Source organism: Rhodococcus sp. 14-2483-1-1, assembly GCF_002259335.1.
Taxonomy (GTDB): domain Bacteria; phylum Actinomycetota; class Actinomycetes; order Mycobacteriales; family Mycobacteriaceae; genus Rhodococcoides.
In genome coordinates this window covers 630,215-643,578 of the sequence record NZ_NPFX01000014.1, presented here as the reverse complement: position 1 = coordinate 643,578, position 13,364 = coordinate 630,215, and the positions used below count along the sequence as shown (strand labels likewise).

The 13,364-nt window shown below is 63.5% G+C and carries 14 protein-coding genes; 7 read left to right on the top strand and 7 right to left on the bottom strand.

Annotation, left to right across the window (positions count from 1 at the left end; genetic code table 11):
* Positions 1 to 142: 142 nt before the first annotated feature.
* A complete protein-coding gene (locus CH294_RS14380) occupies positions 143 to 1,624 on the top strand; it encodes an amino acid permease (protein ID WP_032380279.1) in 1,482 nt (493 codons plus the stop codon).
* Between the two features lie 75 nt (positions 1,625 to 1,699).
* Here CH294_RS14380 and CH294_RS14375 read toward each other — a convergent pair whose 3' ends face one another.
* Positions 1,700 to 2,617: a serine/threonine-protein kinase gene (locus CH294_RS14375; RefSeq protein ID WP_094738303.1), complete on the bottom strand. Its 918-nt coding sequence runs from the start codon at positions 2,615 to 2,617 to the stop codon at positions 1,700 to 1,702.
* Between the two features lie 289 nt (positions 2,618 to 2,906).
* Between CH294_RS14375 and CH294_RS14370 the strand changes: the two genes are divergently transcribed.
* A complete protein-coding gene (locus tag CH294_RS14370) occupies positions 2,907 to 4,766 on the top strand; it encodes a BCCT family transporter (RefSeq protein ID WP_032401782.1) in 1,860 nt (619 codons plus the stop codon).
* 42 nt (positions 4,767 to 4,808) lie between these two features.
* Here CH294_RS14370 and CH294_RS14365 read toward each other — a convergent pair whose 3' ends face one another.
* On the bottom strand, positions 4,809 to 5,138 hold the full coding sequence (locus CH294_RS14365; protein WP_032380276.1) for a helix-turn-helix domain-containing protein: 330 nt from the start codon (positions 5,136 to 5,138) through the stop codon (positions 4,809 to 4,811).
* A 79-nt stretch (positions 5,139 to 5,217) separates the two neighbouring features.
* Between CH294_RS14365 and CH294_RS14360 the strand changes: the two genes are divergently transcribed.
* Positions 5,218 to 5,565, top strand: coding sequence for a DoxX family protein (locus CH294_RS14360; protein WP_032402070.1), 348 nt, complete (start codon positions 5,218 to 5,220; stop codon positions 5,563 to 5,565).
* Here CH294_RS14360 and CH294_RS14355 read toward each other — a convergent pair.
* The 5 genes from CH294_RS14355 to CH294_RS14335 form a co-directional block, all read right to left on the bottom strand.
* The gene (locus CH294_RS14355; protein ID WP_094738302.1) at positions 5,545 to 6,147 is read right to left on the bottom strand and encodes a DJ-1/PfpI family protein; all 603 of its coding nucleotides are present in this window, start codon (positions 6,145 to 6,147) and stop codon (positions 5,545 to 5,547) included. The genes CH294_RS14360 and CH294_RS14355 overlap by 21 nt on opposite strands.
* A gap of 6 nt (positions 6,148 to 6,153) precedes the next feature.
* Complete coding sequence (locus CH294_RS14350; RefSeq protein ID WP_094738301.1) at positions 6,154 to 6,831, bottom strand: GPP34 family phosphoprotein; 678 nt, start codon at positions 6,829 to 6,831, stop codon at positions 6,154 to 6,156.
* Positions 6,832 to 6,912: 81 nt separating this feature from the next.
* The gene (locus tag CH294_RS14345; RefSeq protein ID WP_094738300.1) at positions 6,913 to 7,257 is read right to left on the bottom strand and encodes a UBP-type zinc finger domain-containing protein; all 345 of its coding nucleotides are present in this window, start codon (positions 7,255 to 7,257) and stop codon (positions 6,913 to 6,915) included.
* Positions 7,254 to 8,687, bottom strand: a complete 1,434-nt coding sequence (locus CH294_RS14340; RefSeq protein WP_032401779.1) for an ATP-binding protein — start codon at positions 8,685 to 8,687, stop codon at positions 7,254 to 7,256. The genes CH294_RS14345 and CH294_RS14340 overlap by 4 nt, the downstream gene beginning before the upstream one ends.
* Positions 8,684 to 10,339, bottom strand: coding sequence for an FAD-dependent oxidoreductase (locus CH294_RS14335; RefSeq protein ID WP_037148826.1), 1,656 nt, complete (start codon positions 10,337 to 10,339; stop codon positions 8,684 to 8,686). Before CH294_RS14335 ends, CH294_RS14340 begins: the two co-directional genes overlap by 4 nt.
* A gap of 424 nt (positions 10,340 to 10,763) precedes the next feature.
* Here CH294_RS14335 and CH294_RS14330 point away from each other — a divergent pair, with 424 nt between their 5' ends.
* The 4 genes from CH294_RS14330 (at position 10,764) to CH294_RS14315 (ending at position 13,362) form a co-directional block, all read left to right on the top strand.
* Positions 10,764 to 11,561: a DUF1206 domain-containing protein gene (locus CH294_RS14330; protein WP_032401777.1), complete on the top strand. Its 798-nt coding sequence runs from the start codon at positions 10,764 to 10,766 to the stop codon at positions 11,559 to 11,561.
* A 128-nt stretch (positions 11,562 to 11,689) separates the two neighbouring features.
* Positions 11,690 to 12,154: an SRPBCC family protein gene (locus CH294_RS14325; RefSeq protein ID WP_037148827.1), complete on the top strand. Its 465-nt coding sequence runs from the start codon at positions 11,690 to 11,692 to the stop codon at positions 12,152 to 12,154.
* 88 nt (positions 12,155 to 12,242) lie between these two features.
* A complete protein-coding gene (locus CH294_RS14320; RefSeq protein ID WP_027498459.1) occupies positions 12,243 to 12,512 on the top strand; it encodes a GlsB/YeaQ/YmgE family stress response membrane protein in 270 nt (89 codons plus the stop codon).
* 133 nt (positions 12,513 to 12,645) lie between these two features.
* Positions 12,646 to 13,362 carry a phosphatidylserine decarboxylase gene (locus CH294_RS14315; RefSeq protein WP_032401775.1) on the top strand — a complete coding sequence of 239 codons (717 nt, stop codon included), beginning with the start codon at positions 12,646 to 12,648 and terminating at the stop codon, positions 13,360 to 13,362.
* The last annotated feature ends 2 nt before the right edge of the window (positions 13,363 to 13,364 follow it).

Sequence of the window (13,364 nt, the reverse complement as noted above, 5' to 3'; positions counted from 1 at the left end):
ACACACTGTTCACACCCGTACGCGTTGTTAACATCCGAATACTGTGCATCGAACCCTCGGCGCTAATACCGTTGAGCGACAACAGCTTCGACGCCACAAAATTCGGACAAAACCCTACAAATCCGACAGTAAGGATCGAAACATGTCCGATACGGTCGACACCTCGTACGACAACTCGGCGATGGACCACGAGGAAGAGGGCTACCACAAGGGCCTCAAACCTCGGCAGTTGCAGATGATCGCGATCGGTGGCGCAATCGGCACCGGCCTGTTCCTCGGCGCGGGCGGACGCCTGGCCAGCGCCGGGCCCGGCCTCTTCCTCGCCTACGCGCTCTGTGGAATCTTCGTCTTCTTCATTCTGCGTGCCCTCGGCGAGCTGGTGCTGCACCGTCCGTCGTCGGGCAGTTTCGTCTCCTACGCGCGTGAGTTCTTCGGCGAGAAAGCCGCTTTCGTCGCCGGGTGGATGTACTTCCTGAACTGGGCGATGACGGCCATAGTCGACGTCACGGCCATCGCGACGTACATGCACTACTGGGGCAGTTTCGAGGTGATCCCGCAGTGGGTCATCGCATTGATCGCTCTGGTCATCGTCATGAGCTTGAATCTCGTGTCGGTCAAGTGGTTCGGCGAGATGGAATTCTGGGCGGCCATCATCAAGGTCATCGCCTTGGTGACCTTCCTGATCGTGGGCGTCGTGTTCCTCGCGGGCCGGATTCCCGTCGGTACCCAGATGCCGGGCATCAGTCTCATCACCGACAACGGCGGGTTGTTCCCGTCGGGCGCGTGGCCTCTGGTCATCGTCATCTCCGGCGTCGTGTTCGCTTACGCCGCAGTCGAATTGGTGGGCACTGCCGCGGGTGAGACCGAGAACCCGGAGAAGATCATGCCGCGGGCGATCAACTCGGTCATCGCACGTATCGCACTGTTCTACGTCGGCTCGCTCGTACTGCTCGCACTGCTGATGCCGTACACCGCATACCAGTCCGGTACCTCACCGTTCGTGACGTTCTTCTCGAGCATCGGCCTCGGCGGCGCGGGCACCATCATGAACATCGTGGTGCTCACGGCGGCACTGTCTTCCCTGAACGCCGGCCTGTACTCGACCGGCCGCATCCTGCGGTCAATGGCGATGAACGGCAGCGCGCCGGAGTTCACCAAGAAGATGACCAAGGGCGGAGTGCCGTTCGGCGGCATTCTGCTCACCTGCTTCATCACCTTGTTCGGAGTCGCCCTCAACGCGATCGCCCCCGGCGAAGCGTTCGAGATCGTGCTCAACATGTCTGCACTGGGCATCATCGCCAGCTGGGCAACCATCGTCCTGTGCCAGATCCAGCTGTACCGCTGGTCCAAGAAGGGCATCGTGGAGCGGCCCAAGTTCCGCCTCTTCGGCGCGCCGTACACCAGCTACGCCACGCTGGTGTTCCTGTTCGGCGTGCTGGTACTGATGGCCTTCGACGCGCCTATCGGGTCGTGGACCATCGCCACCCTGGTGGTCATCATTCCCGCCCTGATCGGTGGCTGGTACCTGGTACGCACCAAGGTGCTCACGGTCGCCGAGGAACGCTTGGGCTACACCGGTCAGTACCCGGTGGTGGCGAATCGTCCGACCGAACCGGAGGAGTGACCCTTACACACCCCGAGGAACAGGGCCCCGCATCGACTCGATGCGGGGCCCTGCTTCACGCACGGGCCTGTGTCGTCAGGAGAACCTGAGCCATCTCGATCGAGTGAACGGTGAGCGTCGCACGGGCGGTTCCGGAATCCCTGCGGCAATGGCGGCAGCGACGGCGTCGGCCAGGTCCACACAGGTCTCGAAACGATCGGCGGGGTCCTTGGCCAACGCGCGTGCGACCACCGCGTCGAGACCCCGCGGTAGTGATCTCCGACGCCGCGTCACCGCGGGCGGCTCGGCCGACAGATGGGCTGCGGTGATCGCGAGTGGCGTGGCCAAGGGGTACGGCGTTCGCCCGGTGAGTAATTCGACCAGAGTCGCCCCCAATGCGTAGACGTCGGTCTGCGCGCTCAGCACTTCCCCGCGGAGCAGTTCCGGTGCCGCGTAGTGGATGGACGCCAGCACCGTTCCACCGACGACCAACGGCGTCGAGTCGTCGACCAAACGCGCAATTCCCCAGTCGGACAACAACACCTGCTCGTAGCCGTCCACCCGCTCGGTGGAGATGAGGATGTTCGACGGCTTGACGTCCCTGTGCAGGACGCCGTTCGAGTGGGCGTAGTCGAGCCCCTTGGCCACCTCGCCGACGATGCGCGCCACGCGGGAGACGTCGAGCGCGATCTGACCGCGAGCGACCAGTCGCGCCGCGCTGTACCCGTCGACGTAGTGCATCGACATCCACAGCTGGTGCTCGAACTCACCGTGTTCGTGCACCGACACGATGTTCGGATGCACCAACAGCGCGGCAACGGTGGCCTCGGTCCGAAACTTGGTGCGTAGTCGCGGTGACCGCGATGCGTCACGATCGAGAACCTTCAGCGCTTCGAGCCGATCGTGTCCGCGACCGAGGACCAGGTACACCTCACTCATGCCGCCGACCCCCAGGCGACGCTGCACTCGAAAGCCCGCGAACTCGGTGCCCGGCTGCAACCGACCGGCAGTCACGGAATCACCTGTGCAACAGCACTACTCGCGGCACATCGACTCCCACGAAGGACGACCGGGCGAGACCGCAACATCGACAGAACTGTAGTCCGTTCGGGTGTTCGCGGCGACTCGGCAGACTGTCGACGCGGGCTTGTCTCCCCTGCTCACCGGCTCCGTCACGTTTCGCCGCCCGCGCCGACGTCGTTTATGGTGATTACCGGTACTTGACCAAAACAAGGGAAAAAGAACGGCAAACCGATAGTGGTCAGCCGATCACCTCGACTCGAGTTGTAAGGAAGTCAAGTAAGTGAAAGCAGTAAAAGAAGCGTGGGGCGGCCTGCTCAAGCCGGTCTTCGTCCCCGCATCTATCGTCATTTTTGTCATGATCGCCTTCTCGGTGATCTACGCCGGCACTGCCGCCGACGCATTCGACAATCTCAACAACGCCATCACCAGCGGAGTCGGCTGGTGGTACATCCTGGCCACCACCGGCTTCGTGCTGTTCGCGCTGTACTGCGGTCTGAGCAAAGTCGGCAACATCCGCCTCGGACGTGACGACGAGAAGCCCGAATTCGGCGTCCTGTCCTGGTTCGCGATGTTGTTCAGCGCCGGCATGGGCATCGGCCTGGTGTTCTACGGCGTCGCCGAGCCTCTTTCGCACTACGTCACACCACCCGAAGCCGGCGGCGTTCCCGGCAGCACCGACCCGGCCGCCCGTCAGGCGATGGAGCTGACCCTGTTCCACTGGGGCCTGCACGCCTGGGCCATCTACGTGGTGGTCGGCCTCGGGCTGGCCTACATGACCTACCGCAAGGGACGCCCGCTGTCCGTGCGTTGGCTGCTCGAGCCGCTTCTGGGGCGCAAGCGCATCGAGGGCGGCATCGGCCATGCGATCGACGCCGTCGCCATCATCGGCACGTTGTTCGGCGTTGCCACCTCGCTCGGATTCGGTGTGCAACAGATCTCGGCCGGCCTCGAGTACCTGGGTTGGGTCGATACCAACAACTGGGTGACGGTCATCATCATCGCCGGAGTCACCGGTCTCGCGACGTTCTCCGTCGTGTCCGGCGTCTCACGCGGTCTCAAATGGCTCTCCAACATCAACATGGGAATGGCCGCGGCTCTGGCAGTCTTCGTTCTGATTGCCGGACCGAGCCTGTTTCTCATGCAGTCGTGGGTGCAGAACCTCGGCGGCTACATCCAGGCGTTGCCCGAGTTGATGCTGCGCACATCACCGTTCTCCGACGACGGCTGGACCGGCGACTGGACCATCTTCTACTGGGGCTGGTGGATGAGCTGGGCGCCGTTCGTCGGCATGTTCATCGCACGCATCTCACGCGGCCGCACCATCCGTGAATTCGTGTTCGGAGTACTGCTGGCACCGACGATCATCGGATCGCTGTGGTTCACGATCTTCGGTGATGCCGGCATCCTGCGTCAGCGCGAGAACGGCGACCTGTTGGTCGACGGTGCCGTCGACACCAACACGAGCCTGTTTCAGCTGCTCGACACGTTGCCGTTGGCCACGATCAGCAGCGTGCTGGCGATCTTCGTCATCGTGTTCTTCTTCGTGACGTCCTCCGACTCCGGCTCGCTGGTCATCGACATCCTCTCCACTGGCGGCGATCTAGAGCCCCCGAAGATCACCCGCGTGTACTGGTCGATTCTCGAAGGCGTGGCAGCGACGGTTCTGCTCCTCATCGGCGGAACAGGATCGTTGACGGCCTTGCAAACGATGTCGATAGCCACGGCCGTGCCGTTCTCGATCATTCTGGTGCTCGCGTGCGTGTCGATGCTCAAGGCCTTCCGCTACGACGTCGCCACCACCCCGCGGTACGTGCGCGTGACCACTACGCCGGAGGTCGCGGACAGCGAACAGGACCCAGCTCGGTCGACTCCGCGCAAGAGGGCGTCGGCAGGCATCTCGAGCACATTCTCAGGCCTGACAGCGTCACGGGAGGGACTCACTTCGCCCGGTCGCACCGGGACCGTCGTGCTCGCGGTGCACGAGGTGTCCACCGAACAGCTCGAGGTTCATCCCGAGACCGGAGCCGTCGAATACTCGAGTGACAACGCTCCCGTCGATCCGCTGGGCGGCGAGGTGTTCGACACTCAGGAGTTCGCCGACTCGGCCGAGGGACAGAAAGACAGCAACCACCCCGGCTGACCGATCGATCCATCTCTGGCCCTCGCGACGGTGTTGCGGGGGTCAGAGGTTTTTCGAAGCCCAGTCGGTGAGCGCCTCGAGCGACGGCAACAGCGCCTCACCCGAGGTCGTCAGGCTGTACTCCACCGAGATGGGGGGCCCGTCCGTGACGGCGCGCGCCACCAGCCCCGCTTTGCCGAGTTCTCCGAGTCGCTCCGACAGCACCGAGTCACTGATGCCGCCGACGGCGCGGCGCAGGTCCGAGAATCCCATCGGCCCGTTCATCAGCGTCGCAAGAAGAATTCCGTTCCATCTCTTGCCGAGAAAGCCGAAGGCTTTGGTCAACGCTCCGTCACACGCACGGGAGTCATGTGGCTGTTCGTTCGTGACCATGACTCCACCCTACCGAGGTGCTACAGTCCGCCTTGCTACTTCTGATTTACTAGTGGCCCCAGAAATGAAAGCAGGGATCATGTTCATCGCAACCCTCGTCGTCTCGGTACTGCTCGCCGTGGCGCTCACGTTCTCGGCAATCGGCAAACTGACGAAAAATCCCTCCGTCATCCCGATGCTCGAGCAGGTGGGCGTCCCCGCCGACAAGATTCCGTGGTTGGCCTACGCGGAGATACTCGGTGCCATCGGCCTCCTGGTCGGCCTGTTGGTCTGGCCCATCGGCGTGGCAGCTGCTGTCGGCGTCATCCTCTACTTCGTCGGTGCGGTTGCCGCGCACCTTCGCGCCAAGGACAAGGACTTCGCCCCAGCCGCCGGACTCGCCGTGTTCGCCGTCGTGGCGCTGGTTCTACGGGTGCTCAGCGCCTGACCAGTCGTAGTCCATCTGGCCCGCGGTGGCGAGGGCGTGATCCGCGCCCGCCCACCGCGCGACCAGATGCAGCGCGAGATCGAGGCCGGCACTGATACCGGCCGATGTCGCCAGATCGCCGTGATCGATGTACCGAACGCCCTCGTGCACAACGAGCGCGGGCCACCTTGTCCGCAGCAATTCCAGATCTTCCCAGTGTGTGGTGACCGGACGCGCGTCGAGCAGTCCCGCTGCCGCGAGCACGAACGCACCGGTGCACACCGACGCGACCACTTCTGCGGTGGGTCGAGTTCGCTGCAGCCACTCCAGAACTCGGCCGTCCGCTTCGACCGCGTCGACGACGCCGCCGGGAACCACGACGAGGTCGTAGGTCCGCGGATCGTCGATCGTGGTGTCGACGCCGATCCTCATGCCACCTCGCGCGCGTACCGATCCGTCATCGAGCCCGACGAGCGCAACCTCGAAAGGCGCTGCGCTACCGGCACGTTCGGCTACCCGGTTGGCCACCGAGAACACCTCGAACGGCCCGCAGGCGTCGAGCACCTCGACGTCGTCGAACAACAGAATCGCAATGCTTCTCATGTCGCCTCAGCTACTCGTGGTCGAGACGATGACGGGCACCATGACCGCAGCCATCACCGCAGTGTTCACATCGGAGACGGCCTTGCGCACTGCCTCTCCTGCCCACTCGCCCTCGGCAATCTCCTTGGCCCGCTTCTTCAACAGCTTCTTGTCCGCGTCTGTGATGACCTTGTGCGTGAGATCCACGGCCGAGACGAGCGAGATCAGGGCCGCGGAATGTGGCTCGGGAGTCGTGCCGTCGACGAGCGCGCTTCGTAGCGCATCTCGCAGCACCTTCTCCCGCGAGGTATCGCGCGCGGGCCACGTCGTCGTCGGGAACAACCCCAACACCTTGTCCTGCTTCTCGGTGACGAAACCCTGCGCCGCCAGACGCGCGGCCAGTTCCTTGGCCAGATTCTTCTGCGACTTCTCGATCACCTTCTGCGGCTTCATCGGCCGTGATGTCGTTGCCACGAGATCGAACACACGGCGCAGCAGTGCGTCTTCGGGCGGCTCCCCCGCCACGACCACGTGATCCTTCTTGATCTGCTCATCGGGGCCGGTGATGCGCAGCGATCCACACATTGCGAGCTCGACGACCAACGCGCCGGCCAGCACCCGCGGCAATTTGGTGCTGTCTGCCGACGGTTTGCCCGACTCGTCGTCGAGCAACAACAGCAGCAGATCCTCCGCAATCAACGTCATGGAGCGAGATTACCCACAACGCGCGCCCGATTTGCGGTGTTCACCTTCTCGATACCCAGTGTTTCACCGGTGCCGAACGAGTCAGTTGATCAAACTCTGCCAGTTCGACGGCACCCGTTCACGCGGCCCTGGAACCGTCTGGTCGAGTGGATGATGCTGCGGTGGAGCAAGTTCGGGGCCGTCGTACATCTGCTCGTCGGCGTAGTTGTAGAACCATTCCTCGCCGGGCTCGTAGCTCCGCACGAACTGATGTCGAGTGGATTCGGCGTGCTTGCTGGCGTGCTGCGACGGCGAGGAATCGCAGCACCCGATATGACCGCACTGCGCACACCGACGCAGGTGCACCCACCAGCCCTGCGTCTGCGTGCACTCGACACAGCCGGGTCCCGACGGCGGAACCTGCGGGTCGATGCCTTTGATGGTCATGATGCCTCCTCGACAGCGGGTTGGACTGGCAGTCTCACGATGAAGCGCGTGTTCCCAGGTTCGGACACCACCTGCAGGTCACCCTGGTGCTTCTTCACCACGATGCGCCACGAGATGTCGAGGCCGAGACCCGTACCCTCGCCGACGGCCTTGGTGGTGAAGAACGGCTCGAAGATGCGTGACCGAATCTCCTGCGGCACACCGGGTCCGGTGTCGCAGATCTCGATCTGCACCTGATCCTCGTCCAAAGACGTTCGCACCGTCAGAACCCCCGACCCGTCCATCGCCTGCACGGCGTTGTCGATCAGGTTCGTCCACACCTGGTTGAGTTCGGCGGCATAGGCGGGGATGGGCGGCACCGCCGGATCGTATTCCTTGACCACCGCGATGTCGTCACCGATCTTGCGGCCCAACATGATCAGTGTGCTGTCGAGCAACTCCCGCACATCCACGGTCTGGTACGGCGCGCGGTCCATCTGCGAATACTGCTTCGCGGCACCGACCAGGGTGGAGATTCGCGTGGTCGAATCCGCGATCTCGTTCATCAGCAACTCGGTTTCGACCGTGTAGTTGAGCCACCTGATCGCGCCCTCGAGCATGGTCGGATCGTCGACGGTCGCCGATACACGATCGAGCCACGGCACATCGAGCCCCGCCGAGACGAACGTGGGGGCAAGATCCCAGCCGTCTCGAATATCCTTGTCCTCGAACCATTCTCCGAGTTCGTCCTCGCGGTCCGACGCCTCCATGGCCGTCAACTTGGGTGCCTTGGCCACCAACTCCACGGCCTCGTTCTGCAGTTCGACCAGACGCGCCAGGCTGGCACGGTCGAGGGTTCCGCCGGCGATCATCGCCAACTTCTGCCGCATGTGCGCCACCCGATTGCGCAACGCGGACGTCGCCCGCACCGCGGCCGCGGCCGGATTGTTGAGCTCGTGCGTCAACCCTGCCGACAGAGAACCCAACGCCAGCAATCGCTCTCGCTGTTCCACCACTTGTTTGGTGTTCTGATTTCCGAAGAACAATCCTTCGAGCAGATGCAGGGCCATCGGAAACCACTCGCGCACGATCGATGCGAAACAGTCCGCGTCGAGCACGAAGAAGCGCGAGGGCTCACTCACCCGCATCGAACCCTGGTACGTCTGCGGCACCCGATCACCCAGATATGCCTGCCACGCACCGGCATACACCCCGCGTTGCGACGTTCGGTTGATCACCAGATCCTCGCCGCCCGAGAGCTTCGAGAGGACAACCGCACCGTCCATCAACACGTAGAAGCACGTCGCCGGGTCGCCCTCGGCGTACACCGGTCCGGGTTCGATCGTCTCGATGCGCCCGTCCCGACACAGCTCCGCCAGCTGAGAGTCGGTGAGATGCTCGAACAGGAACAGCGTCCGCAACTCCTCCGGATCACACGCGAGCGTGCTCACGGGTTCGCCAGGTATCTGTGCACCAACATCACGGCCATTGCTCCTTCTCCCACTGCCGACGCGACACGTTTGGCCGAGTCGGATCGAACGTCCCCGGCTGCGAACACCCCGGGCACACTCGTCTCGAGGTGATGCGGAAGTCGGGTGGGTGTCCACCCGGCGGGTCCGCGTCCGTCGGTGACGAGATCCGGTCCGGTGACCACAAATCCATGATCGTCCCGAACGAGCACGCCGTCGAGCCACTCGGTACGCGGGGCAGCCCCGATGAACAGGAACAGGTACTGCGCGTCGACCGTCGAGGTCTCGTCGGTGGCCCGGTTGCGCAGCGTGATCGACTCCAGGTGACCGTCGCCTGCCACGCCCGCGACCTCGGTACACGGCCGAACGCTGATCTTCGGATTCTCTTCGATCTGCTTGATCAGGTAGTACGACATCGACGCTTCCAGCGAGGTGGCACGGATCAGAATGGTGACCGACCTGGCTCCGCGCGAGAGGTACACCGCTGCCTGACCGGCCGAGTTCGCGCCGCCCACGATGTAGACGTCCTGCTCGGCACAGCGTGCGGCCTCGGTCATCGCAGATCCGTAGAACACACCCCGGCCGGTGAAGTCGTCGATTCCGGGTGCGTCCAATCGTCGATAGGCGACGCCGGTGGACAGGATGATCGTCTGCGCACTGATACTGCGGCCGTCGGCGAACCGCACGGTACGCGCGGATCCGTTGACGTCGAGACCCACCACGTCCTGCGTGGTGACGACCTCGGCACCGAACTTCAACGCCTGCCGCCGGGCTCGCTCGGCCAGCTGCGCACCCGAGACCCCGTCGGGAAATCCCAGGTAATTCTCGATGCGAGAGCTCTGACCGGCCTGACCGCCCGTCGCGGTCCGCTCGATCAGTGTCGTCCGCAGACCCTCCGACGCGCCGTACAGAGCCGCTCCGAGTCCTGCCGGACCGCCGCCGATCACGACGAGATCGTAGAACTCCTCCGACGGCGACACGGTCAGACCGAGCCGGTTACCGAGTTCGGCGTCGGACGGTTCGATCAACGCATCCCCCTCGGTGGTGATGACCACCGGTAGTCGGTCGTCTGCCACACCTGCCGCGGCCAGCAGTCGCGCGCCCTCGGACTCGTCGGACATGTACCAGCGGTAGGGCAGTTGATTGCGGGCGAGGAACTCGCGAATCTCCGACGACCGCGCAGACCAGCGGTGGCCGACGATCTTGGTGTCCTCGACGGCGCGGTGGTCGTACGCGCACCAGGCCTCGAGTTGGGCGTCGAGCACGGGGTAGAGCTTTTCTTCGGGCGGATCCCACGGCTTGAGCAAGTAGTAATCCAGGTCGATGACGTTGATGGCGTCGATCGCCGCGTCCGTATCCGCGTAGGCGGTGAGCAGAATGCGGCGGGCCGTAGGGAAAAGGTCCATCGCCTGTTCGAGAAATTCCATGCCGCTCATCTGGGGCATGCGGTAGTCGGCCAACAGAATGGCGACCGGGGTGCCGCGCAGCGTGAGTTCTTTGAGTGCGTCCAGTGCCCCGGCACCGGATTCGGCGCGCACGATGCGGTACTGCTCGCCGTAGCGGCGGCGCAGGTCGCGGGCGACCGACCTCGATACTCCGGGATCGTCGTCGACACTGAGAATGACCGGTTTCATGACCCTCCAGGACTGATGCTCACCAACCTCATGAGCATGCCACCGGCTCGCCCCGAATGGGAGGCAAGCGGGCCTGGAAACAGCAGGGTCAGATTCGGCCGCGTCTGATCAGATCGAGTTCGTGTGGGGTGAGGAGTCGTTCGAGCTTCTCGGCCGGCCAGGTGCGCGGACTCCCGCTCATCCTGGCGGTCTTCAACAGGGGTAGATCACTGCTGGTACGACGCATTATCGACTGTAATTTCACGGTGGATCACTCCGAACAATTTCTTCGTTGGTCCCGACACTCCGCTTGCTACATCGGTCAGTGTCCGCTCGGTGTTAACGCAGCAGTGGGATCTCGTGCGGCGTTTCGTGGGGAAACACGGTTTCTCGGGCCCCTCCTCGGGGTAAACATTCCTTCAAGTCAACTGATCGGGGAACGTTCGTGAACACGTCGGGAAAGTCTGTGGCCAACACCGTTCAAGACAACGGTGCATTCGAGAAAGCGGCGCGCGCCGGCCACTTCGTCAGCGGAGTGCTGCACATCCTCATCGGATACATCGCGATCCGGCTGGCGTTCGGTCAGGCGGGTAACGCCGACCAGTCCGGCGCGCTCGCCGAACTGGCCGACAAGCCCGGCGGAAAGATCGCCCTGTGGGTGGCTGTGGTCGCCTTTGTTGCATTGGCCCTGTGGCGAATCGTCGAAGCGATCGTCGGCAAGAAATCCGACGCCGACGAGGGAAGTGCGCTCGATCGTCTCAAGGCTGCGGCACTGGCCGTCGTCTACATCGCGTTCGCGTTCTCCACCTACGGTTTCGCGACCGGTTCCGGAAAGTCCAGTGGCCAGCAGAACGCCGGCTACTCGGCCCGGTTGATGGAATCCGGCGGCGGCAAGCTGGTGCTGATCGTCGTCGCCCTCGTCGTCATCGGTGTGGGCGGCTACCACGTCTACAAAGGCGTCTCGAAGAACTTCCTCGATGATCTCGAAGGCCACCAGAGCGGAGCCGTCGTCAAACTCGGTATCGCCGGATACGCAGCCAAGGGCACGGCGCTGGTCGGGGCAGGCATCCTCGTCGTCGTGGCGGTACTGCAGTCCGATCCCTCCAAGGCCACCGGAATCGACGGTGCCGTCAAGACACTGGGTGCCCAACCGTACGGGCAGGTTCTGCTGGTCCTCGCCGGAGTGGGAATTGCGCTCTACGGGCTGTACGCGTTCGTGCTGGCTCGCTTCGCTCGCATGTGAGCGAAAGTTCGTAGCAGGGTACGAAGTTCCGCTCACCTAGCTGGCCAACTGTGTCCGCTGACACATAGGATGCGCACGATTGTGTGTGACAGTCAGTTGCACTTACCACGACCAATTGGAGGCCCACGTTGAGCAAGACTCTCGAAGCCACGATCGATATCGCCGCGAGCCCCGAGACGGTCTGGTCGATCGTCTCCGACCTCCAGCGCATGGGCGAATGGAGCCCACAGTGCAAGAAGATGAAGGTCCTCGGCGGACCGGTCGGCAAGGGCACCAAGACGCTCAACGTCAACCGCAAGGGCCTGCTCGTCTGGCCGACGACGTCCAAGGTCGTCACCTTCGAGCCCAACCGTGAACTCGCGTTTCGCGTCGTCGAGAACAAGACGATTTGGTCCTACACCCTGACCCCCACCGCCACCGGAACCACCGTCGTCGAGAAGCGGGAGGCACCCAGCGGCACGTCGGCGGTGTCGTCGTTGCTGGTCAAACGCATCCTCGGCGGCATCGACCAGTTCGACGTCGAACTCGTAGAGGGTATGAACAGCACCTTGCGCCGCATCAAGGTCGAGAGCGAGAAGCTGGGAAAAAAATAATTCTTCTCAGGAAGGTTTCAGGTTTGTTTCCCTCGGGCATCCGGCGTTTCGACAAGCAAACGACACGAACGGAAAGTGGGGGCAACATATGTTGGGTCTCGGAATCATCGGCTGGATCATCATCGGCGGACTCGCAGGTTGGATCGGCAGCAAGATCATGAAGACCGATGCTCAGATGGGCATCATCCTGAACATCGTCGTCGGCATCATCGGCGGCCTCATCGGCGGATACCTGCTCAAGGTCTTCGGCGTCGACGTCGAAGGTGGCGGACTGATCTTCAGCTTCATCACCTGCATCCTGGGCGCATGCATCTTGCTGTTCCTGGTCAAGCTCGTGACAGGTCGCAGCCGCGTCTGATCGACTCGCAGCTCCCGACTGCCGGGGCACCTCACGTACGCTGTGAGGGCCTCGGCAGTCGTGCGTCTATGCCTCGACCGCTTTCAGCACCACGACATGCCAACCCCTGTCCGACGAAAAGTTAGAGGAGACCGTGGCACGCCGTCCCGCCCCGATTGGTCAACCGCCCCGCACCGGAGTGGCTCACATCGTCGACTTGGTCCGTGAAACGGTTCCACCGCTACACCCCGCAGGGCTTCCGTTCGTCGGTGGTCCGCTCGCAGTTGCTGTGCTCGGCCGCCGCTCGAAGTGGGTTCGCAATGCCGGACTCGTCGCCGCCGGAGCCTGCGCCACCTTCTTCCGCCACCCATCACGGGTGCCGCCGAACCGCCCCGGAGTCGTCGTCGCTCCCGCCGACGGTCTCGTCACACTCGTCGATACTGCGGTCCCGCCGGCCGAGCTCGATCTCGGCTCCGAGCCGGTCCCGCGCGTGAGCATTTTCCTCTCGGTCCTGGACGTGCACGTACAGCGTGTTCCCGTCGGCGGCCGAGTGATGGAGGTCGTTCATCGCCGCGGCCAGTTCAAATCCGCCGATCTCGCCGAAGCAAGCGAAGTCAACGAACGCAACAGCATGCACATCAGGACCGACTCCGGTCAGGATGTCGCCGTCGTGCAGATCGCCGGCCTGATCGCGCGACGCATCATCAACAATGCCAAGGTGGGCGATACCCTCTCGATCGGCGACACGTACGGCCTGATCCGATTCGGCTCACGCGTCGACACCTACTTCCCTGCGGGCACGACGCTGCTGGTCGAGCGCGGCCAACGCGCAGTCGGTGCCGAGACGGTCCTCGCCGAGCTGTCGCAGTAGAC